This window comes from Mycobacterium sp. 050272 (assembly GCF_039023525.1).
GTDB lineage: Bacteria > Actinomycetota > Actinomycetes > Mycobacteriales > Mycobacteriaceae > Mycobacterium.
On sequence record NZ_JBCHKV010000022.1, the window covers coordinates 48,554 to 73,109 of the forward strand.

Here is a 24,556-nt window from a genome sequence, read left to right on the forward strand (position 1 = left end):
CCGACGGCACACCATTTGTTGCAAGGAGAATTTAGATGTCACAACCCATTCACGTTGATCAAAGTTCAGTGGTCAGCCTGGCCGGACAGATGGACGAATTGTCCCATCGCGCGCAAGACGTTTTGTCTCGCTATTCGGACCTGGTGCAGCATGGCAATTCCGCGCAGTACCTGCGGGGTAGCGCCGGGTCGACCAACCTGGTGACCGCTGAAGAAATCCACGAGGCCCAGAACAAGATCCAGTCGCGATTCCAGTCGGTCAACGAACTGCTGCGCAGCGGTGCCTCGCAGTACCACAACACCGACTCCGAGGCCCAAGGGCACATCGCGTCGGTGGCGGGCCACCTACGTTTCACCTGATCCCTGCCAGCACAGCATTTTTCGCTACGACGAGCAAAGGAATTCACGATGTCAGAAGGACCAATGATCTACCACCCGGCCGGCCTGGCCGATATGACGGCCGGCATGCACAGCTTCGCTCAGGAGCTGGATTCGATTGGGCAAGAAGCACATAACTTGCTCGCGTCCTCACGCGACTTCTTCTCGGGGCCGCACGGTGCTGAGGCCTACGCGCAAGCGCAGCAGTTGATCAACGAGGGCATTCAGGACGGCAAGGATGTCATCTTCCGGCACGGGGACACCATCGACGGAGCCTCGCAGGCCTTCCAGGCCGCCGACAGCACCGTTGGCCAAAGCTTTCAGTCGATCTAGGTCAGGGTTTAGCCGTCAGAACCCGTATAGAGGGGGGCCAGCTGCGGCGGGCCCCCCTCTTGCGCGTCACATCATGATCGGGGGTTGCGAGCTGTGTTGAACACATCGGTCGAATGCGTGTGGGCTCTGCAAGCGTTGCTCGGTGTCGAGCGGATGCCGATCAGCTTGCATCTCAAGCCCTACATCCCGTCGGCGCACTCCGATCTGATCGTCGAGACGGACGCGGGCAAGGTTCCCCTGGCCAACACTGCGCAATACCACAGCTTGGTGCAGGCGGGCGTGATCGACGAGCACGGCCGAGTCGACGCCGCGGTGCGGGATTGGATGACGGTACTCGGCCGCGCCGAGCGCGAGGTGGTCCTCACTATTCGCCGGCCCGATCAGCCTGCGACGCAGGACTGCGGCGCCACGGTGCATGAGCGCGTCATGGCGGTGTGCCGTTACGGCCGCTATTTGGCGATGGCAGCGCGCGACGGCGAGGAGATGGTGATCGGCGGGGTGGGCGAAAGCGATGAGCCCACACACCAAGTCGAGCTGATGTGCCACATGCTGCTGCCCGCTTTCGGTGATCACCCGCCGGCCGACATCGACGGCATCAACGTCCCCAAAGGCATGATGCAAATGGCGATCGACGCGGCCGGGCGCGAACCGGAAGCGATGGCGGCGGCGCTGCGCCGGCTGGGCCTGGGTCCGTGGGAGGTCGAGGTGGTGCAGGCGGCCGCGGACTTGGATCAGTCGGCGATGGCGGTGGTGGCCGTCATCGACCACTGCCCCGACGTGCGCCCCCACTCACGCGTGTTGACCGTGGCCGACACCGAGTATGGGCGGATCAGTTTCACCACCACCACCGGTGCGGACGGCAAGGAATGGACGAGCATCTGGCCGACCACCGCAACCGGTCTGCGCGACGATCTGGCCAACCTGCTGTCTGCTCCGCAGCTGGTCTGACAGTCGCCATGACGTATGTCTTGGGTCGCCCAATTAGCGCGGATATCGTGCAATGAGCGCCGGTAAGGTTTCCTCATGGCCTTGAATCTCACGTCGCGACTGCAGGTTACGGCGCACTACTTCTGGAATCGGCGCAACGCGGCCGCATTGAGCCATCACGGCGTACGCCTGGATTACGACCCGGAGCAGCGCCGCATCTCAGCTCTGGTGCTCGGGTATACCTTGACCATCGTCATGATCGCGCTGGCCGCCCTGATGGCCTACATCAAACCGGCTGGGCAGGTGGGCAAGTCGCAAATCCTGGCCGACCGCGACACCGGCGCCATCTACGTCATGGTCGATGGCCGGTTGCACCCGGCGTTGAATTTGATTAGCGCCCGCCTGATTTCGGGGGAGGACGCCAACCCGACTTTCGTCAAAGCCGCCGAGCTGGCCAAGTATCCCCAAGGTCCCATGGTTGGAATCGTCGGTGCGCCAACGCAAATGCCGGTGCGCCCCGGCTTGGAGTCGCAGTGGGCGGTGTGCGACAGCGCCCCGACGGCCACGGCAACCAAGTCGGCGGGCCAAGCCCCGGTGGTGACGACGATCGCTGGGCCACTGGCCGGCCGGCGCTCGGCACCGCTGACGATGCCCAACGCGGTGCTGGCCCGCCACGACGACAAAACCGTGGTCATCTGGGACGGGCACCGCTCTGAGATCGACGTCTCCAACAAACCGGTGGCGTTGGCGCTGGGCGTGGATTCCTCAGCACCACAACCGATTCCAATGTCGAGGGCGCTCTACGACGCGATCCCGGCCACCGATCCGTTGGTCGTTCCCACGATCGCTAACGCGGGGCAACCGTCGCCATGGGATTTTGGGCGGCCCGCGCCGATCGGCTCAGTGCTGTCGGTTCATGACGTTCAGCAGTCCGGTGATCAGTTATTTGTGTTGCTTCCCAACGGGATTCAACATATTTCGCCGTTTGTGGCGTCGCTGCTGCGCTCGTCGAACTCGTTCGGCGACCTGGCCCCGGTGCTGGTGTCGCCTGACCGACTCACAGCCGTACCGGTGGTCGAGTCATTGCCGGTGTCTTACTACCCGCCGACCCGGCTGCACCTGGTGGACACCAACGTCAACGGCACCACCTGCCTGGCGTGGTCGAAAGGCTCCACCGACAAGGCCGCCAAGATAACCGTGCTGTCGGGCCAAGGGCTACCCACCCCGCCGGAATCCGATGACCGGCTGGTGCATTTGGTGAAAGACTCCCGCTCGAACGGCGCGGTGGCAGAGGCCGATCAGGTCTACATCGCTTCTAACGCAACGAATTTGGTGATGACCACCAACGCCGACCCGGTGTCAGTGAGCCGCGACTCGCTGTGGTGGGTGTCTGATCAAGGCGTCCGCTACGGCATCGAGCTCGACGACTCGGCCCTCAAACCACTACACATCGCCACCGCCTCGGCGCGCCAAGCGCCCTGGGTTCTGATACGCACCCTGGCGCCGGGCCCGGCGCTCTCGCGCGCCGACGCCCTCACTCAGCATGACACCCTGGCGCCGGTAGCCGGGGCCGAAACACTGCCAACGAAAACCCCCTGACCAGTAACGATGACGAAAATCCAGGCCAACGCAACTAGCGCGGATATCGTGCATTGCCGCTGATAGGATCAACAATATGACCGAGCGTCCAGACCCCGAAATCGACGAGAACGCGCCGCGGCCGCACCCCCCCACAGACACTTCGGGCAGCGCCGCAGAAGACCCGGACAGCGCTGCGCATCGCGACGATCCTGCTCCAGCGCTTGACGAACCGCCTGCCGGGTTGGGCGCCTCAGCGCAGACCGCTGCGCACTCCCGCTTCGATTGGCCGGACCGCCCCCATGTGGGCCACCCCGAGGACCCCACCAACCCCGGCGGCGCCTCATCGGTTCCACCGGGTGCACACCGTGTCGACCCTGCCGGCGGGGCACCGAGGCCGATGTGGCCGTCGCCGGCAGCACAGGACTTTCCGCGGCCTGACGAGGAAGTGACATCGGTGGTCGACCTGTCGAAGACTGCCGCGTGGGAGGCGCTGCAGCGCCGCCGCGGCGCGTGGCCAGCCGCGGCGCCCCCGCCAGCGGGCCCAAACAATTGGCGGGCCGGCGGCGATCGTTATGGGCAGCCACCCGGCGCGGCCCCGTCCGGACAGTTGCAGCCCTACGGCGCGCCGCGCCCACAGGGTGAACTGCCGCCGGCGCCGGCCCGCCCGGGTGACAACGCGCCCCACCCGCAATGGCAGCCGCCTTCTGGCCAAGGCGAAACCGAAACGCCAGAGGAGACCTACTCCTGGTCGCAGGCTCAGGGATCCGGCACGAAGTACAACTATGTGGACAACATCCGCAGCAGTGAGTTGGTGCCGATCAAACGCACCCCGCCGACGCGAGGCTGGCGCAAAGCTCTCTATCGGGCCACCTTCAAGCTGATTAATCTCGGTCGATCCAGAGACGAGCGTGAGCAAGACGAGCTGGAAACACAGATTCAGTCGCTGCTGCGCGGCAAATACAAAATCGGTGTGCTCGGCAAGGGCGGGGTTGGCAAGAGCACCGTTTCGGCTAGTGTCGGGTCGGTTTTCGCCGCGCTGCGTAAAGACGACCGGGTTGTCGCCGTCGACGCAGACACGGCCTTCGGCAAGCTCGCCAGCCGGATCGACCCCTCAGCCTCGGGCTCCTACTGGGAGTTAGCCGCCGACCAACACCTGGATACCTTCGCTGACATTCGCGGCCGATTGGGCAGCAACGCAGCAGGTTTGTATGTCCTTGGCGGAGAGTCGGCGACGGCACGGCGCCGAATCCTTGACCAGGCGGTCTACCAGGCAGCGACGTTTCAGCTCGACAGGCATTTCACGTTGTCCATCGTCGACTGCGGATCGACCCTGGATTCCCCGGTAACCCGCGCGGTCCTCAACGACCTCGACGCGCTGATCGTGGTGTCCTCGCCGTGGTACGACGGCGCGTCCGCGGCCGGGCAGACCTTGGAGTACCTGGCCAACGACGGCTACACCAGCCTGCTCAACCGAACCGTGGTGGTGCTCAACGACTCCGACGGTCACTCCCCAAAGCGTGATCGCGCGCTGCTGGTCGAACGGTTCAGCCAGGGGGGCCACAAGGTGATCGAGATGCCCTACGACGAGCACCTGCGCCCGGGTGGGGTGATCGATCTCAAGGGAGACATCAACCGCAGCACCCACCGCGCGCTGCTGAAAGTGGCCGCGGCGTGCGCCGAGCACTTCGCCGCCACCACCGACGGCCCGAGGGGAATCCATGACCGCCACCGCCGATAAGTCCGCGGCCACTGCGGCCGAGACGCTGATCCCTCCGTCGAGCCGGGTGTCGCTACTGGTGGGGGACACCCAGATCGATTTGCTGCTTCCTGCGGCGGTGCCGCTGGCCAAGCTCGTCGAGCCCACCCGCGACACCATTAACCGGCGGCTCAAATCGGTCGGGGCCAAAGAGCTGCCCGGCGGCGCGTTCGTGTTCGCCCGCGCGGCCGGCATGACGATGCTGTCGGGGAAGCTGTCCCTGGCAGCCCAGGGGGTCCATGACGCGGAGCTCCTCGCGTTTGTGCCCGCGGCGACAGCCCAGCGCTACGAACCCAACATCGAAAACGTCAGCGCGGCGATCGCGAAGTGGGCCAAACAGCATTTCCCGGCGGTGACCGCGCTGGATGCTGCCCGGGTGGCCGTTGCGCTGACCCTGGTCGCGTTGAGTGTGGCTGCGCTGCTGGTGTGGCGGCTGCGCTGGGCGAGTGCGGGTGGATGGCTGGTGCCGACGATTTTCGGAGCCACCGCACTGGTCTTGGCCGGTGCCGCGCTGCTGGCTACGCGCATGGGCGCGGACCGGTTCATTGCCGGCGCGACAACCTGGGCGGTGATCGTGGCGCTGGTCGCCGCCGGCGCGACCACCCCGCCCGGCGCGCATCCCGGCGCGCCCCACGCCGTGCTGGCAGCAGGTGTCGCGCTGATCGCGGCCGCGGCCTTGGGCAAGCTCACTGGTCGCTACTGGGTGGCCGCGACCGCCGTGGTGACGGTCTCGGTGGCCGGGCTCGGCAGTGCGGCGGCACGGATGTTCTTCGCCGTGCCGGGCCAACGCATTGCTGTCGTGGTGTTGGTGGGGGTATTGACGGTCTCGCTGGCCGCCCCGGGGATCGGGCGCCGTTTGGCGCGCGTGCCGCGCCAAAGCTTCGAATCAATCACCGGCAAAGACATGTATGAACGCTCACCCAGCGATCCTGAGGACACCATTTCCCCGGTCGCTGACAGCCCGCGCGATATTACGTTGACCGGTGAACAGGTGGGCGAGGTTGCCTTGCGGTCTAACCGCGTGTTGATGGGCCTGTTACTGGGCACGGCGGCGACACAGGTGGCCGCGTCGTGGTTCGCGGTCCAGCCGGGCGTGGGAACGCAGTGGACCTTTGTTGTGGTCAGCGCGTGCATTGCGCTGATTGCGGTGTTGCGGGCGCGCGCCTTTCGGGACCGCCGCCACGCCATCACGCTGGTTGTCGGTGCGGCGTTGTCGCTGTTTGCCATCCCCGCCCATTACGGATTTGCGGCCAACGCCGGCGCGACCGGTGCGGTGTTGGCGTGCGCGGCGGCCGTGGTGGGCATTGCGCTGGCTGCGCTGCTCGCTGGGGCGATCGTGCCCACCCACATGTTTTCTGAGCCGGTCCGCGAGGTCGTCGAGTACGCCGAATACCTCGCTACCACTGTGGTGGTGGTCTTCGCCGCGTGGACGATCGATCTCATTCAATTCGTGAGGTATCACTGATGCGTGTCAAGGCCGCGGCCTCCGCATTGGGTGCGGCCGCTTTGGTGGCCGCCCATGTGATCGCTGCGCCGGCCGCGATGGCCGTGGCGCCGCCGGTGATCGATCCAGGAGCGTTGCCGCCGGCGGAAACACCGGGCCCGGCCGAAGAGATGCGGCAAAGCGAGGCGTGCATCCTGCCCGTCGTAATTGCCGATCCGAACGTCGCCCAGCCCGCCCCGGGTAACGCGATGCTCAACGTGACGCAGGCCTGGCAGTATTCGACGGGCGCCGGGGTGACGGTCGCCATCGTCGACACCGGCGTCACCCCCAATCCGCGGTTCCCGTCGCTGTTCGCTGGCGGCGACTATGTGCAGGGATTGCCCAATGGTGGACTGACCGACTGCGACAACCACGGTTCCTTCGTCGCCAGCATCATCGGCGCCGCCCCGTCGAACCCCGCCAGTCGGCCCGCGTCGAAACCGGCCGGTGCGGGGGCACCGGCCGCTCCGCCACCGGTGCCTGCCAATCCGGCACCTCCGCCGCCGACTCCCAAAGCGCCGCCGCCCTCAACGGTCACGGTGACCGCGCCCCCACCGCCGCCACCCCCGCCGGGAGGCGATGCTCCCGCCGACGGTGCGGGAGGCTCCAACACGGGGCAACCGCTGGTGGCTGGACCCCCGCCGACGGGACCTGACGGGGTGGTCGGTGTGGCGCCTGACGCCACGCTGATCTCAATCAGGCAAGCCTCCGCCGCGTTCTCTCCGGCCCATCCGACCCCCGAAGAACAAGACCTGCACCGCAAAGCCGGTGATGTCCTGTCATTGGCCAAAGCGATCCGCACCGCGGCCGACCGCGGCGCGAGGGTGATCAACGTGTCGCTGGCGTCGTGCACCAACGCTGCGGCACCGGTCAATCAAGACGCGCTCGGGGCGGCGGTGCGCTACGCCGCGGTGGACAAGGACGCGGTGATCGTGGCCGCGGCCGGCAACCGCAATGACCCCATGCAGCACGACTGCGGCCAGAACCCGGTTTTTAACCCGCTCAACGTCGATGACCCACGAGACTGGGCCGGGGTGCGCACCATTGTGAGCCCGGCCTGGTTCTCCGATTACGTGCTCGCTGTGGCAGCGGTGACCCCGGAAGGCCAGCCGATGCCCGATTCCATCAACGGTCCTTGGGTGGGGGTCGCCGCGCCCGGATCGCGCATCATGGGGCTCTCGAGTGTCAACGGTGCGGCGGTCAACGCCTCACCCGGCACCGACCCTGGCACCGGAAACGGAGTGTGGGGCACCAGCTTTTCGGCGGCGTACGTGGCCGGTGTCGCTGCCCTGGTGCGCGCCAAATACCCGGATCTAAGTGCACACCAGGTGATTCGGCGCATCATGGAGACCGCCCACAATCCCGCCCACACCGTCGATAATCAGGTCGGGCACGGGGTGGTGGACCCCGTGGCCGCCCTGACCTTCGATATCACCCCGGGTGACCCCAAGCCTGTCGAGCACCTCAGCACGGCTCTGCATGTGCCACCCAAGCCGCCGACCCCCGATCTGCGGCCACGCAACGTAGCCCTGCTGGGCCTGGGCGTCGTGGTCCTGGCCGCCGGCGCGCTCTTTGGTGTAATGGCCATCAAACGGAGAATGTCGTGAAAGCGCGCCCGGTCACCATCCGTCCCGCCTTGGGCGCTGTCGTCGGCGCCGAGGTGATCGGAATCGGCGCGTTCGCCGCACTGCCGACGTGGCTTTTCGGGTGGTGGCCCGCAACAGGGATCACCCTGGCCGCGGTGGTGCTGCTGGTCGTCACGGTGCACCGGCGCAACGCCGCAGCCTGGGTGCTGGACCGGTCACGCTGGATGCGCGCTCGCCGGCACACCACCGCCGTGGGCGCTGCGGTGGACATCAGCCACGGCGGCAACGTGTACGGAGTGCGCACCGCCGACAATGAGGCCGTCGCGATGATCGAAGTCGACGGCCGACCGTATTCACCGACATACCTGCGGGGTTCGACGCTGGCGTTGACCGACAATCTGCTGCCGCTCGACGTGGTGATCGGTCTGATGGAACAACCCGGCGGTCTGCACCTGGGTATCGACGTCGCGACCGCAGGGTATCGGGTCCGCCCGGGCACCGGGTACCCGCAGCTTTACGGCACATTATTGGCGGATCGGGGCGCAGCCGGGCAACGCACCACTCATTTGATCGTGCGCCTCGACATCAACGAATCGGTCCGCGGCCTGATGTACCGCCGCTCGATCGGTTCTGCGGCAGCCGCGGCGACCGAGCGCATCGTCAAAGCCCTTGAGCAGCAAGGCTGCCGGGCCCGCGTTCTCAACGCCGAAGAACAAGACACGATGCTCGAGGACCTCAGCATGGGCCTAGCTTGTGCGCCGCCCCGCCCGCCGGTCATCGACGAGGTCGAGGACCTCGATACCGCCGCGGCCGGTGAGGGTGCCGACCAGCTCGAGCTGATCGGCTCGGGCGGCCGCCATCAACGTGCCGCGGGTGCCGCGTCCGCACCGCTGACCGCTGCGCAACGGACACGCCCCAAAGCCGACGTCGGGTGGAAAACCATCAACGCCAAACCCGGTTATGTGACCTCGTATTACTTTTCGCCCGAAGACATCACGACCGAATCGTTCAACCAGATGTGGTCACTGCGGAGCGACCACATCGTGCATGTGCTGATGCTGCGCAAAGTCCCCGCCGGCCCGGTGACGGTGTCGGCGCTGGTGCGTACCAACGACCCTCGCCCACCAGAGCAGCCCCCCACGTTGTTCCTCAACACGTTGCCGGGCAGCCAGTACAACGCTGCACTGCGAGCCGCGCCGACAACCCAACCCGCGCTGCATTTGCCGGCTCGGCCGTTGACTGCCGTCGACGAGGTGCAGGTCCCAGTCGGTCCGACCGGCATCCTGGTCGGAGCGGCGCTTCGTGACGACAAGTCGGCGTGGCCGCCGATCCAGCGCGACGACTTGGTGATGTGGCCGTTGACCGACGCGGCGCAACCGACCCGCATTGTCATGGACACCTCGGATTTCTATGTACGCCAGCTGCTGATCCGGGCCGCCGCGGCGGGCGAACGTGTCGCCATCTACTCTCGCGAGCCGCGGCGCTGGTATTCGGTATCGCAAACCAACATCGCAGTGGTCGAAGCACGCCGGGCCGCCGAGTTCGTACCAACGGTGATCGTCAACGATCGGGCTACCATCGCGCCGCAGGCCGGGCTGTCCTCAACAGTGATCACTGTGGGCCACAGCCCAACCGACGCCATGGTGCCCGATATTAGGTTTGAGCAGACCTCGGAGTCGACCGTGCGCATCACGACCGCCGCACGAACTGTCGACCTATCCATGGTGGTGTTCCGTCAAGAACAAACGTGGACCGGCAGCGCCTAAAGACCCGTGAAAATAGCGGACGGCCACGGGGTGTCGAGGATTTAACCTTAAATCATGGCTGCGCAGAACACCGTGATCGCACTTGATGGAACCCGGCGCTACCACTCGGCGGATTCGAGTGGCCTGTTCACCATCAAAGAAGTCAGCCAGGCCTGCGGCCTGCCAGGGCCGGTGATCATGCAGCTGGTGCCCCGGACTTGGGTTGAACCAGTGGGTTGGCTCTACACACTCGACCAAATCCGCGCGGCCATCACGATTTCCGAGGATCTACACCCTCCGTCTGAGACCAATCAGACTGAGGCGCAACGGGACCCGATCGAAATGCTGTCCTGCGCGCGTTGCTTTGTGCTCACCGACGTCGCCGATGCGAGAGTTCGCGGCTGGCTCAACGTCGTAGAGCCTGACAGCAGTGGGCCGGCGGCCTGGGATGGCAAGGATTACTGCGCGCAGTGTGTGATTCGGTGCCCGAGCTGCCGAACCGATGTTAGTGACGGTCTGTGTGAGACGTGTTTCGGCGCGCGGAAGATTCCGAGGCCGCCACTTGCAACGAATTTTGTGCAGTCAACGCCACTGCGGCGGCCTTACCGTTGATGAATGGCAATTGCGAACAGCACTGACGGATTTCGGCCACCGGTAACCCCTTTCGCCGGATGGACGCGAGACGGTCACGGGCGGCTGGTTCCCTTGGAAACGGCGCCCCACGTCGGTGGGTTCGCGCCGCCGGGAACCGGCAAAACACGCCGCTGGCTGGCCCAGTCCGCGGTGCTGTGGCCCGGCCCCGCGTTTGTGTCATCCAGTAAAGACGACCTGATGCAAATGGTGGCGTCGCGCCGCTACGGCCCTACAGCGCTGTTGGACCTGCGCCCGATCACTGCGCCCTACTATCCCAAAGACTATGTCTCGTACCGCTTTGACCCCACAGCGCTGATCACCAGCCTCAACGACGCTATAGCAACAGCCCAAAGCCTGCTGAGCACATCAGCAATTGCCCTGTCCGGCAGCGCATTTCGCCAGGGCTCCGATCCTGGGCCGTGGGATCAGCTAGCGCTTGCACCGCTGGTGTGCCTGCTGTACGCGGCCAGCCCAGAGGGCACCGGGCAGGGGATGGAGTGGACCCTTGAAGCCTCAGAAAACGTCGAAGTCGGCCATCGTCACGACGCTTACCAAACGTCATGGAAACCCGGATGGGCCAGCGCCGCCGCGTGGACGGCTGACCCGCTGTTCGAGGCGCGAGTGCGCGCCGTGCTGGAAATGGAACCTAAGCAACGCGATTCGGTGAAAATGACCGTGACCAAAGTTCTCACCGCCTGGCTGCTTACAACCAAACGCGACCGCAAGTTCCCGTCGCTGGACTTGTCGTTCTTCGACGGCGCAGACGCCACGCTGTTCCTCCTGACCCCTGCTGATGGAACGGTCGCTGCGCAAGCAATTGTGTTGATGGATCAGCTGATCAATCGGCAACGTATGAAAGTGGCGCAGTGGGAGGAATTTCACCGCATCGGGCTGTTCCTCGACGAGATCACCAACACTCCGATTCCTCGGCTTCCCCAGTATTTGGCCGAATCGCGTGGGCTCGGATGTTCTATTTGCTTTGCGGCGCAGGCCGGTTCGCAACTCGATGCCATTTATGGCCCGTTGCAAGGCAAGGCCATCCGAGATGTCACTCCCGCGGCGATGATCATGTACGGCTCCCACGAGCGCGATATCATGGAATCGGCCGCATTCTGGTCAGGCAAAGCAACACGCAGCCACCAAAGCTACGATCACAACTCGGATAACAAAAGCACCAGCCGCCACTTCGGGAATGCCTTGGAGCCAGCGGAGTTGCTGCCCCGCAACATCGGGGAGGCCCGGCTGATCCCCAGGGGCGCGCCAGGCGAGATGGTAGAGCTGATCGATTGGGACGAGTTCATCACATACCTCGACGAGCTGCGCGCCGCTCGCCGGCGGCGTGTAGCATCTTAAACACGTTGTTACAGTGCTACTTTGGTGCCAATGAAACTTGCCATCTCAAAAAATGGAGTCTTTGGACGTGAATAGTCTTGACGAAGACACGGCCGCCGAGGCCGCCGAAACGACACGCATTTGAGGCTAGTCGCCGACGACACGACGCGCGACGGGTCGGATTGCCGTAGGTCAGAGCTTGGCGATATGTCAGGGCCCTGTGCGGCGGTGAGCGTTGGCGCCGTCTCCGACCACGGGGGCTGGCGGGCGTGGCGCTGACAAGTGGCCCGCCGGCTGAGGCGTGTACCACAACCTGCTTGTGCTGTCGCGGAGAAGTCACGCGGGCCGCGCGCACTCCCGCCAGCGGACGTCACACACTGTGGGCACTAAACAGCAGCGCCGCCTCAGTGAATCAGTAACAGCAGGCAGCGAAGCCCAGATCGGAGTCATCCTGGGCCCGCGGCAGCCCAGTGGCGGCAAAAAATAGCGCAGGAGAGCGTCTTTGGGCGCTTTACGCTCAAAGTATGGCCGTTGACCTGCCTCCGGACCGCTTCGATGACGTCCGGCGAGAATGGATCGCCTACCACCAATGGTGGTCGACGATTCAGCGCTGCCGCGCCGAGCAGCTCGGGCGGATCGTGCGCAAACGGCAGCGCATTCGCACCTCGGCGGTACCAGATCCACACGACGACACCCGAATCGATCCACTGTGGATGCGGGCAGCCAAGTCGCGGGCCGCGCGCGTGGAGGTGGCCTTCGTAGTGGCGGCAGCCGTCATTGCGCCGATCGGGTGGGCAGGGGGGTGGGTGTTGAAGGCCATGCTGGTCCGCCTGATCCCGCAGACGCTGCGCGGCTTCCCGGTCGCGGCGATGTTGTGGGCTGGGGCTGCCTTCGCCGCGCTGACGGTGGTGATTTCTCAGCTCGTCTACGACCCGGCAGGCTCATTCGGCCAAATCGCGGTACTGCCCTGGCTGTGTTTACAGCTCGTCATGATTCCCACGGTGGCGGGCATCTACGGCATCGCCGAGGGCTGGCTGGCTGTCGCAGGATCTGACCAATGGTGGCCGCTGACCCCGGTCAAAAAGCCGATCACGCCCGAGGACGCGGCGGCCATTTTGGGTGCCTACGACATGACCGGGCCAGGGGTGGTCGACACACGACCGCTGCACGAGCCTGGCGAAAGGACGCGCCCGTGACCAGCGATTCACGCAGAGTTGGCGTCGGCGATCGAAGTGGTCGAGCCGTGCCAGGCGCCCAACTGCTCATCGGGGTTCAGTTCGATGAGGACGCGCCGAATAAGGTCGATGCGCCGCTCGACAGCGGCATGGTCCTCTTCGAGCCGGTCGAGTTCGTCGCGGAGCTGAGCCGTGAGCCGTTCTGTGATCTCGTCTTCACTGACAGGCCGAAGTGGGTGCTTCTTTTCGCGAAGGCCGGCCCGGTTACGGCGGGGAGTGAGGCTCATGGGATGGCCGCCGAGCAGCACGACCGCCGCAGAGCCGGGTTGCCACCCGAGGGTGGCGTCCAGGCGCAGCAAAGTGCCGACAGCCGGGGTGTTTTGGGCTTTGCGGCGGCGGGCCTTGACGAGGGTATCGACACCGGGGCCGCCGCGATCCGCCACTTCCTGCTTAGACATGTTCAGCTGCGCGAGACGGGCCTCGACGAAGTGGATGAGCCGGTCGATCCCGTCGGCTGGGGCGGTCATATCCCGCACCCTACCGCACGAAATGCCCCATATCCGCTACCAGATTCCGGACCCGGATTTCTGTCACATCCGATAACTAGGGTCGTTTCATGAGAATACTGATCGCGTTCCTCTGCATGGGTTTTCTGGCCACGATGGCCACCGCGCTGGCCCTCTTCGAGGTGTTAGCCCGGACCTGGCCGCTACTCATCGTCGCACTCGGCGTTGTCGTGGCCGTGCGGCTGCATGATCGCCACGCCCGCAAAGCCGCTACACCGCCAGCCACCCTGCTTCCGGCAAGGAGTGTCGCCGTGCCCCGGCCGGCGCCCGCACCGCAGCCGATACAAGCCCGTCCCGCGGGCTGGGTGCTCGTCCCCGTGTGGGTGGACAGTCAGGGACAACCTCAGCGCCACCCGGTCATCGACGGTGACGTGATCATGGAGGACAGGCGCGGTGGCTGAGGGGACAACGTCGACCCAAGACTGGATGCTCGCGCAGCTCTTAGATGACGGGCCGGTCCTGACCGTCACCGATCAGGTTGAGCCCCAAGCCGACTGCGCCAACAGCGAGGGGCCTACTGGAGTCGAGGACGACGCGGTCGACCAGCACGACGGCACCAACCCTGCATCAGCCGCCGAGGCCGCTACCGCGCTGCCGCACGAACTCGACGAGCCCGCCGAAGTGGGCGAGCACACCGATCCCGACGTCAATCGCGGGGCAAAACGAACGGCCGTCTGGCTGGGCTGCGGTGCTGCGGTGGTGGCGGTGCTGATCGTGGTGGCATTCGCCGGATTCGGCGGCGGCCCGGACCCAGTGTCACCGCCACAGCACCACGCCACCATCGCCGCGGTCGCCGCCGCTCCGACGACCAGTGCCGCCGTGCCACAACAGGATCAGGCCGTGCCGTATACCCCCTGGAGCACCAGTTGCACCCCAGACGGAGGTGCGGGCGACCAGCTCGCCGCACGCTCAACGCTGGCGCTGACCGACACCGCAACCGACTCGGCGTGGGTGTGTGGCCGCGGACCACAGGAAAGCCGCCTCGACGGCCAAGTGCTGCACGTGCAGTTCATGTGCGACCCGTCGCGCCCGAACTCGGCATGCAGCTACATGCTCAATTCGCTGTCGGTGACTCCGGGCTGGGTGGCCAAAACCCAAGGCGGCAAAGAGGAATGGATGCAGCACCGCGTCGTGACCAACGTGCAGTTCAACTTTTTCAACGGCAATGAACTCGTCACGGATCCACTGCCAGTCGACACACACAGCGTCCACGGCCCGGTCTCGGTGACCTTGCCCAGACGAGTCCTGGTCTCCCGTGTTGATGTGATTATTCTGCACACCGATCGTCCGCCGGCGAATCCGCTGCCAAGCTCGCCGGCGGCTGCGCCGAGCGCCGGCGCGGGCGAGCAGCCGCCCAACGGGCTGATGGATTCCCTGCTGGGTGCACCGGGTTCTGACCCGGCGTCGCCACCGCCGGCCGATCCCGCCAGCGGCGCCACGGCCGGCACCCCAGTCGATGCCACCTTCGCGATGAGCCAACTGCAGTTCTTCGGCCACTCGCCTAACTAAAGGACCAGCTTTCATGAGCACCATCACGATGTCGAGGACCTGGCAGTCGCGCATCGGCCGCGGCCGCGGTCTTCTTCGTCAGGCCGCGATCGCGGTCGTGACGCTCTTTGCGGTGTTCGGGTTCGCCGCCTCGCTGAAGGTCTTTTTCAGTGCATCTCATCCTGATAGCAGCGACGTCGCCGCAATCGCCAACCGTGCCGGCAATCAGCGCGCCGCCGCGGGTCAGTTCGCCGCTGATTTCGTTGCCGCGGTGTTAACCACGCCGAGCTCCAAACAGTCGACGCTGCAACGCTTCATCACGCTTTCCGAGTCCGACAGAGCGTTCGCGGCGGCGCAGTCGGCTCCGCCGCCGCCAGCGGTGATCAACACCCCCAAAGTGTGGTCGGTGGTGCCCAACGGCTCGGTCGGCGACGTCGATCTGTATGGGGTTGTCGTGGTCGTGCAGCAACGCTCCTACGCGTCGGCGGAAGCAGCGAGCGCGTTTTATGGTGTGCCCGTGGCGGTTTGGCACTACCAACCGCGCGCAATGGACTGGCCGGTGCCGATGAGTAACCCCGGCCCGGGCGCCGATGTGAAACAGGGCTACGACCACCCGTTGAGCCCCAGCAGCCCGGTCTATCCCGTGGTGAGCGGCTTCATCAACACGTACCTGACGGCCACGAGCGGCCTGGACCGCTACGTTGTGGCCGACTCGTGGATCAAACCGATCGGCGGCTATCAAAGCGCCGTGATCAAGAACGCCGACACCGCCACCGAAGTCCCTGACGCGCCGGCCCCGGGGACCCGCGTTCACGTCCGAGCGCGCGTCGTCGCGCAAACTTCACAATTTGCCGCACTCAATTTTACATTTCCGCTGACTGTCGAAAATAACGGCGGAACATGGATGGTCACGAGCATAGACTCAATACCGCAGCTCAGTAATAACAGCAACCCTGTGCCGGCCACCTCAACACACAATTAACTAGACAAGGAGATCATCGTGAACGCGACACATGCACAACTTCTGGCCGCAGGGCTCTTCACTTCCGGAACCTCGCTGGCCTACATGCTCGAAGGGCTGCTCGCCGCGGCCGCGCTCGTGGTGGGCACCGTCGCCACGTTGGGCAAAGCGGGCAAAGAAGGCGCCGGCGCCGGCATGACCCACCAATTCCTGGTGATCGGTTTATCGGTGACCATCTTCTTGTCGGCGGGTATCGCAGCACTGTTCACCCACGAGTTCCAAAGCCACGGTGTCACCAACCACGTCAACGTACCCAACCCGTACGGGCAGTAATGGCCGACGAAACCCCGGCCAAGGTTTGGTCGGACCAGCGCGATCTGCCGATCTACCTCGGCGACTCCGGAGACGGATTCCGCCTGCCGTTCAAAGAGAAATGGCGACTTCCTGACACCACAGCACTGCTGGTGGGCTTTGTCGCCACAGCCTCGCTGATGACTCTGAACCTTCAAAGCGGCAACGCCTTGATCATTGGTGCCGTTGGCGCGGCGCTGACCGCCGCCGCGATCTGGGCGCTGTCCAAACTACCCGCTAGCCGGCCCTCACTGCGTACTCGACTGCAGTTCTGGCTGGCCGACCTACACCCGCACGTCATGTGTTCGCACGAGCCGGGATCGCCGAAACACGGTCCGCGGCAATGACTGTCACACCCAGCGAAGCCCCCATTGAGGCTGTCGGCAACCTGCGCTTCACCCACAGCGGGGTCTACGCCGAGTACCTGGTATCGGGGTTGCCGTTTATCTTTTTGCCCAAAGAGTCGCAGGACTTGGTCGCCGACATGCACGCCGAGCTGCTCCGGACCCTGCCATCAGGCTCGCTACTGAGCGGCCTGACAGCGCCGGTGGCAACCCGCAACATCACCCGGCGCATGATCTATGCCCACCCTGATCTGCACCCAGACAACGTCATTGACGCCACCGCCATGCCCGAACATGCCGAAGCCTGGGTGCAGCACTGCCAGCGCTGGGCCCCAGCCCTCCACGCCCGCAACTCGCGGCGGCGCATCTACTGGCTGAGCCTTCCGTTGGATTACGGCCTATCCGGGTCGACCACGGCAGGAGGATGGCAACGCCGCCTCGACTCGATCATCGGCCGCGACAAAGATAGCGCGGCCGCCCTGGCGCACTACCGCCAGCTGGCCGCCACGATGATCGCCAAGCTGCCCCCGGCGCTGTTCGCGAAACCGGTGAGCGTCGAACAGATCTGGTGGCATTGGAACTACACCGCCAGCCGCCACACCTGGCAGAAGCCCATCCCCAATCAACCCTATAACCCTGATGCCCGACTACCGGGATCCGCGTTCACACCGGTCTGGAAAGACCTGTCCGCTGCCGCGCTCCGTCAACGGCGATGGCGGGCCGCGCGCACCGAGGCTGACATATTCCTGCGTACGTATCGACACGAGGACGACGGTGTGGCCGACTCGTATCAAGCCATCGTGGGACTGGAAAAATGGCCCGACGCCGGCCTGCGCTGGCCGCGCTCAACCATCTTCAAGGTGCTCGATGATGTGACCGGACCGGCCATCACGTTGGACTGGACGATTCATTTCACGTTCGACACCGCTGAGGTGGCCGTGGCAACCGCACACAATGTCATCACCAACATCAAAGACCAAGCGCGCCAACGTGGCCGCCACGCCGACAGCGACGACGAGCTACTACGCAAACTCGTCTCCGGTAGGCAGCTGGCCTCTGCACTCAAACAGGGCAGCGCCGAACGAGGCGTCAACGCAGCGGTCGTGGTGATCGCCGCCGCCGCAGACGCCGCCGCCGCCGACACCGCGATCTCAGAAGTGATCCGCCGCTATCGCACCCAACGACTCGAGCTCAAACGCCGACGCGGCAGCCAACCCACATTGTGGCGCGCCCTGAATCCGGGAACCGAAACCACCGCAGGCCTGCATGAGATTCGAAACCCTTCCACCACCAACGCATTCGCGAAACTCGTGCCACTGCTGGCCACCAGCCTCGGCAACAACGTCGGGGTCCCGCTGGGGGAGACCATCACCAGCCCCGGTCTGCGCGAGATCGTCCTCAACGACCTCATCGGCGCCCCCGGGCGCGACAATCCGGGCAACCTAGTCATCGGCGGATCCCCGGGGCGCGGAAAGTCGCAGTGCGCCAAGAACCTCGTCCGGTCATGGCTGGAATTAGGTGCCGGTGTACATCTCATCGACCCCACCGAGGCGCGCGAACACCAAACCGCATTATCCACATTCGACGCCAACAAAAAGGTCATCATCGACCCCAAAAACCCCCAATTCAGCCTGGACGGGCTGCGCATTTTTCCGTTTGAGTATGCCGCAGAGCGCACCGTAGACCATTTGCTGCCGCAAATAGGATTTCCGCCAGTGAGTCCTCAGGCTTCACGGCTTAAGGGGCTGCTCGCCCCGGCCTCACGAAACGCCAACGGCATCGGGTGCCTCAACCAGTTGATCGGGTTTCTAGCCGACCGCAGCAGACCAGACCGGGTCAGCATCGATGACGACTTACTCATCGCGTTGGAAGGCCTACGGGCCGAGCGGCTGCTGGCGCCGATGTTCGACGACACCCTGCCGCTGCCGGACTTGTCCAAGCAGCTTGTCATCTGGAACTTCGGCGGCCTCAAATTGCCCACTGTCACCGAGGAATACCAGGCACACCTACACCACCTAACCACCCCGAGTCAGCGTGCCGCCCAAGCCCTTTACGGAATGGCCGCCAACCTCGCGGAATCGCTGTTCTTTTCCCGCGACACCCAACCCGACATCCTGGTCGTCGAAGAATGCGCGGCGTGGACACATTCTCCCGGAGGGCAGCGCTGCGCGAACAACGTGATCCGCCAAGGCCGTAAAGCATGGACGCTGTTCATGGGGATCAGCCAGTCACCCAGAAACGACTTCGGAGTACTGGAAGACGAATACATTGAGCAACGACTCTGCTTGGGCTTCAAAGAAACTGCCATCGCCGAGGACACACTGCTGTGGTGCAACCGCGACCTGGATCGCCACCCGCAGCTGCGCAGCGACTACGTCACCAACACCAGCCCCGCGGCGATGCCCAACCACGGCGACGACACGATCGACAGCCGCCACGGCAAAGTCATTCCCGGCCGCGAAGGCGAGGCGTGGTTTCTCGACGAATTCGGCGGGTGGGGCAAGGTCAAGTTGTTCGGCGCACCGACCCGCGAGCTTGCCGAGCTCTATGACACCAACCCACAACGCAAGCGACAACGCCAAAGGATCAGCGCGTGCTAGCGCGAGCACATTGCTGGCTGCAGCTGCATCCGCGGGTGGCGCGGCCACTCAAGGTGTATGCACTCCTGCAGGTGCTGGCGACCATCGCGGTCACACTGGCTCCGGGAGCGAGTGCATCGACCAATGCCGCGGTGCTGAATTGGACTGGCCTGCACGATAACTACGGCGTCCCCATCGGCGACTTCTACCTGTCGGTGGCCAGCGTTCCCGATCAGCTCACCCAGGGCGGGCCCGACGCGCAGGCATGGGACCCCTCGTCATGGGGGCCGTGGATGGTGCACGCCCTGGAAGTGGTGTCGACAGGTTTGGCGGCCTCCAACATCTTGACCGCCGAAGCGGGGGCTTTCATCGGCATCATCGCCTTGTCGCTGTGGGTGATGAAACTGACCATTTCGACGTACTGGCTGACCGTGTTCGGCGAAATCGCCAAAGCAATCACCGCTGCGGTCATCACCGTCACCACCCGGTGGGGCTTGGTCGCCATCACCGTGCCGCTGGGGGTGTTCCTCGGCGTGCTGGCAATACGTCGAGGAGAAGCCGGCCGCGGCTGGACGATGATCCTGCTGGCGATCATGATGCCGGCCTTAGCCATCACCGTGTTCTCCGACCCGGCGGGAATGATGTACGGCCCCAATGGGATGCTGGCGTTCGGGCGCAGCATGGGATTTAGCACCGCCGAAGCGGTCACCCACAACGGCGCGATCGGCAGCGGCGGTTTCACCGGTCAAGTCGACACCCTCACATCAAGCCTCATCACCCACGTCGGGCGAGAGCCACTGGAAGTCTTCAACTTTGGCCATGTCGTCGACACAAGGCCCGGGTGCGCAGCACAGTACACCGCCGCGCTACAGCAAGGCATTTCTGACGGGCCAATCAAAGCGATGGGCCGCTGCGGTGATCTGGCCGCGGTGCACTACGCCCAAAACCTGGATGGCACAAACACATTCAACGGGGCCATCTTGGTCATGACAGCAACCCTGTTTGGCTGGTTCATGATCTCCTCGGGCGCCTCGGTGTTCAAGGTGTCGCTTAAAGCGATGTACACGACCGCCAAGCTGTTGCCCAGCGTGTTCGCCGGCGGCATTTCCGGGGCTGCGCAAGAACACGCCAAAGCCACCGTGTGGCGATTTTTCAAGCATCCGATAGAAGTGATGGTGTTCGTCACGTTCGTCAGCGTGATGGGGCTAGCGATCGAGCGGCTCATCTCCCGCCCCTTGCCGGCCGAGTTGGGCGGCAACAACCCGTTCGCGCATGTGCTGATCATGGGCGGCGGTTCGATGGCGGCGCTGTATCTGCTCCGCCATATCCGCGCCGACCTGCAGGGACAACACCCGGGTCGCGGACTGCTTGGCCGTGCCGGCGACGTGGCAATGGGGCTGGCCATGCACGCTGGGTTGCGGGGGGCCGGGTCGGCGGCGTTGGGCGGTATGCGAGGTCTGCACGGCAAGGGCAAAACACCCTGGGAGCAGCTCGACGAGCATTCAGCCAGCAACCCTCAAGACGTGCTGGGCCAGCCTCAAGAAGGCTTCTCCCCAGTTCCCGCAGCCGCACCGAGCGACGGCGAAGACTCCGCACAGTCAGCCGCCGGCGCCGCGACGTCAGCGCCGACGGCGGCGTCCGCCGGCGCCCATCCCATCGTCGCTGCGGCCACGGCCGGCGGGGAGATCGACCAACTGATCGCCAAGGCGGGCACGGGGTTAGATCCGCGCCGCCGCCCCCGACGCGAACCGCGTGGCCGGGCCGCCGGCCAGGCGAACGCCGCCGGGCATGCAGTCCTCGACGCCAACGGGGCGGCCACCGCAGAGCCGGGCGCTGCCGGGGAGGTCGCGCCCATCAATACGGCTTCCTCTGCCGCGTCAGACGCAGGATGGGACAGCCCGCCACCGCTGTCGGCATATGCCGATCACACCTCCGCTGATGTGCCGCTTCCGCCGGCGCCCCCACCTGAGGATGCCGCCGGGCCGCCACCACCAGAAGACGAGCCCTCGGTCGCCCCGATCTCGGGCCACTAACGGAGCAACGCAAGGGGAGACGGTCAGTACGTCCGAGCGTTTACGATGACACGGGTGGAAGGGGGAGCGGTGAGCACAACGAAAGAGGCCGATCGGGGGCCCCGATGACCACGACCTCAGCCACCGAACAGCGCCGCGCCTTCGACGAGGCGATCAACCGCTTCAGCTCTGGCGACCCCGCGTCAGCACAGCAGGCGTTCACCGCGATCACCGACCAAAACCCGGCGATGACCGATGCGTGGCTGGGCCGGCTGGCCTGCGGCGATCACAGCCGCGACGCCCTGGCCGGGGCGTACCTCAACTCCCGGGCGCTCTACCGCGAAACCCGCCGCATTGGCCAACAAGATGGCGCGCTGCAGGCCGTGGTGTCCGCGCCGCTGTATCTGCAGCTGCAAGTGTGGTCACGAGGCACGATCGCTCTGGCCTTTGCCAGCGTACTGATTAGCGCGGGCGAGTTCGATGAAGCGATGACGGTTCTCAACGACCGCGACCTCGCCGACGATAGCCAAACGGCGTTGTGGCGCCAATTCCTCACCGCCACTGTGTATCACGCCACTCAGCGCTGGCCGGATCTATGTGCGGCCACCGAGGTGTGCCCACCCGCCAACGCCACCTATGTTCCCAACGATGTCCTGGCAGGCGCTCAAACACTACGCGCCATGGCGTTGGCCTCGCTGGGACAAGCACAGTCAGCATGGGACTTAATAGCCGAAGTTACGACGCAAAACGCCTACATTGCAGCGGATTTGGCGCTCACCAAAGGGTGGTGCCTGCGTGAACTAGGCGAATTCGAGGCGGCCAACGAGGCGTTCCGCAGCGCCACTCTCGACGGCGTCGTGATCCCACCAGCCCGCGTGGCACTCGAGCAGCCCGATTTTCGGATCGTCACCACCGACGCCGACACCATCGCCACCAGAACCGACAAATGGGACCCACGAACTGAAACCAGCCGTGACGCCCGCGCGGCCGCCGCGTTAGCGAGCGAGCGCCAAGAAGTCCTCAACCGCGCCCAGACCCGCGTCGACGAACTGATCGGTCTCGAAGACGCTAAGGAACAAATAGCGGTGTGGCGCACCGAGATTCAGATCGACCAGCTGCTCGCCGAGCAGGGCGACGGCGGCACCACGAGCAACGAAAACCACATGGTCTTTCTCGGCCCCCCCGGCACCGCCAAGACCACGTTCGCCCGGGTGGTCGGTGAAGTGCTCTTCGGACTGGGCAAGATAGCCCGCCCCGACGTCAAAGAGGTGACCGAAGAAGACATCGTGATCGGCTACGTCTCACAGACCGCGGCCAAGATGAAAGAGGTATGCGAAGAAGCGCGCGGCGGCGTGCTTTTCATCGACGAAGCCTACCGGCTCGTCCCCAAAACCGAGGGCCACTCCTTCGGCGTTGACGCGATCAACACCCTGCTGAAGTACATGGAGGACTACCGCGACGAACTGGTGGTGATCGTCGCCGGATATCCCAAGGAGATGCAGGACTTCCTCAAAGCCAACAAGGGCCTGGCCGGACGATTCCATTTCACCCTCACGTTCAACAGCTACACCCCCGAGGAGATCGTGGCGATCGGGCGCCACCTGGCGGGCAAGGAACGCCTCGTCGTCGAGGACCCCGCCTGGGACATGCTGCGCGCGGAAGCAACACATCTGCGTTCCGTGCCCTACGAGAGCGGCACCATGCTCGACGTCGCCGGCAATGGCCGCTACGCCCGTAAAGTGGCGGTGGCCTGCCGGCGGGAACGGGCCCGCCGCCTGCACAGACTGGCGTCGAACCCCCAAGACCTCGACCAGCTCGTACGGGCAGACCCTTCTGCACTAAAGGTCAGCGTCGAGGATATGCAGCGCGCGCTCGCTGAATCCCGCCCGGCCACCGGATAGGCACCGTTAGCTCCAAGGGGCACGCGCACTCGCCGCTGCAGGAGGACGTTCTCGGTGAATTTTCTGCGAACGCGACAAGCGACTTATTCCGCTTCGAAGTAGCGGGCAGCAGTATCGCGAATTGCCCTCAGGCGCTTAGAGATCGGGCTGTGGTTGCGGTAACCCATGATGTCGGCGATTTCGGTGAGGTTGGTGGTCCCGCTGCGCAGGAGTACGACGACTTCCCGCTGTTGGGGATCGAGAAGAGCGAGAAAGTCGCTGAGAACGAGGCGGTCGACGATCTCGGTCTCCGGACCTTGGACGGGGATGGTGTCGGTGAGTTCGACGAACCGGACTTTAACCTTAGAGCGCTTGCGGTACAGCTTGCGTTCGAAGTCCTCACGGGCGTAAGTCCAGTGGTTGGAGAAGTCGTCTTCGACTCGGTGGCAACGCACAGTCTCGAGGATGGCGCGCAACCGCCCGGTGTTGTCCGCGGCTTCGACGGTATCGCGGATGAACTCCGCGGCGGCGTCCTCACCGGTCCAGATGTCGCCTCCCATACGCGGGTTCGCTGCGGTCGCCGTGCTCAGCACCGAACCGTCGTCGAGCGGGGCCAATTGTGGCTCGACGCCGTTGTCGACCTCGGGCCAGGTGCGCAACTCGGCTTCCATCACCTCGGTCACTGGCGGGATCCAGAAGTCGAGGTCGTGGGCCAGCAGACGGATGGGGTCATTGCCGGTGAACCCGACAAGAGGGGAGCCGGGCATGAGATGCCGCCACACCGTGGCGGCCCAGGCTTGGGACAACCGTCGCTCGAAGTCGGCGGGGAGATAGCGGTCCGGGCGCCAGACATCAGAGATAAACGGCCATTGACCTCCTCGGCAGAGCGGCAACCCAAACCGTTCCAAGGTTCGGCGTGGCAGGAGGTGAAACAGTGGGGCGTACTCAAAGTAACGAGTCCGAGTGCGAGGGACGAACACGACGTTGACGTCGCCTTGGTCGATGATCTTCAGCATTTCCGGTGGGCACTCGTCTTCGGTGAAGAACCGCCGGCGGTACTGGGCAGCTTCCCAAAGCATGTTCCATTTCGAGACGGCAAGTTGCTTAGTGAGCCTGGCGTCACTGTTGGCTGCTCGCATCGGGATGGTGACGTACTCGGGCCGCATCGGTGTATCCGGTCGGATCACGGCGCGGAACATGAACGCCGCCGACATGTTGCCCAGTCGCGGGTACCAGTCCGGGCCGGCCATCTCGTCGTCGGGATGAAGCAGCACGTCGTAGCGATCATCATCGTGATCGTGTGGGAGGTCGCTGCCGCCTGGGTCGGGCATAGTGCTTGAGGAGTCCGTCGTCGAAGTCGTCGTCATGTCTTGGTTACGACAGTTTCGCCTAGTTTCGTTCCCCGGTCCCCACAACGAGGGGGCGATATGTCGTCGAACCAAATCAC

20 protein-coding genes are annotated in these 24,556 nt (G+C 64.9%); 18 read left to right on the forward strand and 2 right to left on the reverse strand.

Annotated features, from left to right (window positions below):
* Positions 1–35: 35 nt before the first annotated feature.
* The 10 genes from AAHS21_RS28290 (at position 36) to AAHS21_RS28335 (ending at position 12,949) form a co-directional block, all read left to right on the forward strand.
* Positions 36–359 (forward strand): type VII secretion target, encoded by a 324-nt coding sequence (locus tag AAHS21_RS28290; protein ID WP_330981176.1) that lies wholly within the window; start codon positions 36–38, stop codon positions 357–359.
* A gap of 48 nt (positions 360–407) precedes the next feature.
* A complete protein-coding gene (locus AAHS21_RS28295; protein ID WP_330981177.1) occupies positions 408–710 on the forward strand; it encodes a hypothetical protein in 303 nt (100 codons plus the stop codon).
* A gap of 93 nt (positions 711–803) precedes the next feature.
* On the forward strand, positions 804–1,658 hold the full coding sequence (locus AAHS21_RS28300) for an ESX secretion-associated protein EspG (protein ID WP_330981178.1): 855 nt from the start codon (positions 804–806) through the stop codon (positions 1,656–1,658).
* A 75-nt stretch (positions 1,659–1,733) separates the two neighbouring features.
* A complete protein-coding gene (gene eccB, locus AAHS21_RS28305) occupies positions 1,734–3,236 on the forward strand; it encodes a type VII secretion protein EccB (protein ID WP_330981179.1) in 1,503 nt (500 codons plus the stop codon).
* A gap of 76 nt (positions 3,237–3,312) precedes the next feature.
* A complete protein-coding gene (locus tag AAHS21_RS28310; protein ID WP_330981180.1) occupies positions 3,313–4,956 on the forward strand; it encodes a MinD/ParA family protein in 1,644 nt (547 codons plus the stop codon).
* Complete coding sequence (eccD, locus tag AAHS21_RS28315; protein WP_330981181.1) at positions 4,937–6,439, forward strand: type VII secretion integral membrane protein EccD; 1,503 nt, start codon at positions 4,937–4,939, stop codon at positions 6,437–6,439. The genes AAHS21_RS28310 and eccD overlap by 20 nt, the downstream gene beginning before the upstream one ends.
* Positions 6,439–8,064, forward strand: a complete 1,626-nt coding sequence (gene mycP, locus AAHS21_RS28320) for a type VII secretion-associated serine protease mycosin (protein WP_330981182.1) — start codon at positions 6,439–6,441, stop codon at positions 8,062–8,064. Before eccD ends, mycP begins: the two co-directional genes overlap by 1 nt.
* The gene (eccE, locus tag AAHS21_RS28325) at positions 8,061–9,809 is read left to right on the forward strand and encodes a type VII secretion protein EccE (protein ID WP_330981183.1); all 1,749 of its coding nucleotides are present in this window, start codon (positions 8,061–8,063) and stop codon (positions 9,807–9,809) included. The genes mycP and eccE overlap by 4 nt, the downstream gene beginning before the upstream one ends.
* Positions 9,810–10,403: 594 nt before the next feature.
* Positions 10,404–11,774, forward strand: coding sequence for a TraM recognition domain-containing protein (locus tag AAHS21_RS28330; protein WP_330981184.1), 1,371 nt, complete (start codon positions 10,404–10,406; stop codon positions 11,772–11,774).
* A 503-nt stretch (positions 11,775–12,277) separates the two neighbouring features.
* Positions 12,278–12,949, forward strand: a complete 672-nt coding sequence (locus tag AAHS21_RS28335) for a hypothetical protein (protein ID WP_330981185.1) — start codon at positions 12,278–12,280, stop codon at positions 12,947–12,949.
* An 8-nt stretch (positions 12,950–12,957) separates the two neighbouring features.
* On the opposite strand, the gene AAHS21_RS28340 is transcribed toward AAHS21_RS28335, so the two are convergent.
* Positions 12,958–13,455, reverse strand: coding sequence for a hypothetical protein (locus AAHS21_RS28340; RefSeq protein WP_330981186.1), 498 nt, complete (start codon positions 13,453–13,455; stop codon positions 12,958–12,960).
* Between the two features lie 89 nt (positions 13,456–13,544).
* On the opposite strand from AAHS21_RS28340, the gene AAHS21_RS28345 reads away from it, so the two are divergent.
* The 8 genes from AAHS21_RS28345 to AAHS21_RS28380 all read left to right on the forward strand — a co-directional run bounded on the left by AAHS21_RS28345 (position 13,545) and on the right by AAHS21_RS28380 (position 23,130).
* Positions 13,545–13,895 (forward strand): hypothetical protein, encoded by a 351-nt coding sequence (locus AAHS21_RS28345; RefSeq protein ID WP_330981187.1) that lies wholly within the window; start codon positions 13,545–13,547, stop codon positions 13,893–13,895.
* Positions 13,888–15,003, forward strand: a complete 1,116-nt coding sequence (locus AAHS21_RS28350) for a hypothetical protein (protein ID WP_330981188.1) — start codon at positions 13,888–13,890, stop codon at positions 15,001–15,003. The genes AAHS21_RS28345 and AAHS21_RS28350 overlap by 8 nt, the downstream gene beginning before the upstream one ends.
* Before the next feature lie 13 nt (positions 15,004–15,016).
* The gene (locus AAHS21_RS28355; protein ID WP_342930784.1) at positions 15,017–15,964 is read left to right on the forward strand and encodes a conjugal transfer protein; all 948 of its coding nucleotides are present in this window, start codon (positions 15,017–15,019) and stop codon (positions 15,962–15,964) included.
* An 18-nt stretch (positions 15,965–15,982) separates the two neighbouring features.
* Complete coding sequence (locus AAHS21_RS28360) at positions 15,983–16,276, forward strand: hypothetical protein (protein ID WP_330981190.1); 294 nt, start codon at positions 15,983–15,985, stop codon at positions 16,274–16,276.
* Complete coding sequence (locus AAHS21_RS28365) at positions 16,276–16,641, forward strand: hypothetical protein (protein WP_330981191.1); 366 nt, start codon at positions 16,276–16,278, stop codon at positions 16,639–16,641. The genes AAHS21_RS28360 and AAHS21_RS28365 overlap by 1 nt, the downstream gene beginning before the upstream one ends.
* Complete coding sequence (locus tag AAHS21_RS28370; RefSeq protein WP_330981192.1) at positions 16,638–19,238, forward strand: ATP-binding protein; 2,601 nt, start codon at positions 16,638–16,640, stop codon at positions 19,236–19,238. The genes AAHS21_RS28365 and AAHS21_RS28370 overlap by 4 nt, the downstream gene beginning before the upstream one ends.
* Positions 19,232–21,250: a hypothetical protein gene (locus AAHS21_RS28375; RefSeq protein ID WP_330981193.1), complete on the forward strand. Its 2,019-nt coding sequence runs from the start codon at positions 19,232–19,234 to the stop codon at positions 21,248–21,250. Before AAHS21_RS28370 ends, AAHS21_RS28375 begins: the two co-directional genes overlap by 7 nt.
* 104 nt (positions 21,251–21,354) lie before the next feature.
* The gene (locus AAHS21_RS28380; RefSeq protein ID WP_342930785.1) at positions 21,355–23,130 is read left to right on the forward strand and encodes an AAA family ATPase; all 1,776 of its coding nucleotides are present in this window, start codon (positions 21,355–21,357) and stop codon (positions 23,128–23,130) included.
* A gap of 83 nt (positions 23,131–23,213) precedes the next feature.
* Here AAHS21_RS28380 and AAHS21_RS28385 read toward each other — a convergent pair whose 3' ends face one another.
* The gene (locus AAHS21_RS28385; protein WP_342930786.1) at positions 23,214–24,476 is read right to left on the reverse strand and encodes a sigma-70 family RNA polymerase sigma factor; all 1,263 of its coding nucleotides are present in this window, start codon (positions 24,474–24,476) and stop codon (positions 23,214–23,216) included.
* Between the last annotated feature and the right edge of the window lie 80 nt (positions 24,477–24,556).

Bases quoted from the DNA above. Each gene is read 5' to 3' on its own strand.
- AAHS21_RS28340 (WP_330981186.1), bottom strand. From the start codon at position 13,455: ATGACCGCCCCAGCCGACGGGATCGACCGGCTCATCCACTTCGTCGAG.
- mycP (WP_330981182.1), top strand. From the start codon at position 6,439: ATGCGTGTCAAGGCCGCGGCCTCCGCATTGGGTGCGGCCGCTTTGGTG.
- AAHS21_RS28290 (WP_330981176.1), top strand. From the start codon at position 36: ATGTCACAACCCATTCACGTTGATCAAAGTTCAGTGGTCAGCCTGGCC.
- AAHS21_RS28370 (WP_330981192.1), top strand. From the start codon at position 16,638: ATGACTGTCACACCCAGCGAAGCCCCCATTGAGGCTGTCGGCAACCTG.
- AAHS21_RS28380 (WP_342930785.1), top strand. From the start codon at position 21,355: ATGACCACGACCTCAGCCACCGAACAGCGCCGCGCCTTCGACGAGGCG.
- AAHS21_RS28335 (WP_330981185.1), top strand. From the start codon at position 12,278: ATGGCCGTTGACCTGCCTCCGGACCGCTTCGATGACGTCCGGCGAGAA.
- eccD (WP_330981181.1), top strand. From the start codon at position 4,937: ATGACCGCCACCGCCGATAAGTCCGCGGCCACTGCGGCCGAGACGCTG.
- eccB (WP_330981179.1), top strand. From the start codon at position 1,734: ATGGCCTTGAATCTCACGTCGCGACTGCAGGTTACGGCGCACTACTTC.
- AAHS21_RS28365 (WP_330981191.1), top strand. From the start codon at position 16,276: ATGGCCGACGAAACCCCGGCCAAGGTTTGGTCGGACCAGCGCGATCTG.
- AAHS21_RS28310 (WP_330981180.1), top strand. From the start codon at position 3,313: ATGACCGAGCGTCCAGACCCCGAAATCGACGAGAACGCGCCGCGGCCG.
- AAHS21_RS28345 (WP_330981187.1), top strand. From the start codon at position 13,545: ATGAGAATACTGATCGCGTTCCTCTGCATGGGTTTTCTGGCCACGATG.
- AAHS21_RS28385 (WP_342930786.1), bottom strand. From the start codon at position 24,476: ATGACGACGACTTCGACGACGGACTCCTCAAGCACTATGCCCGACCCA.
- AAHS21_RS28295 (WP_330981177.1), top strand. From the start codon at position 408: ATGTCAGAAGGACCAATGATCTACCACCCGGCCGGCCTGGCCGATATG.
- AAHS21_RS28330 (WP_330981184.1), top strand. From the start codon at position 10,404: ATGGCAATTGCGAACAGCACTGACGGATTTCGGCCACCGGTAACCCCT.
- AAHS21_RS28355 (WP_342930784.1), top strand. From the start codon at position 15,017: ATGAGCACCATCACGATGTCGAGGACCTGGCAGTCGCGCATCGGCCGC.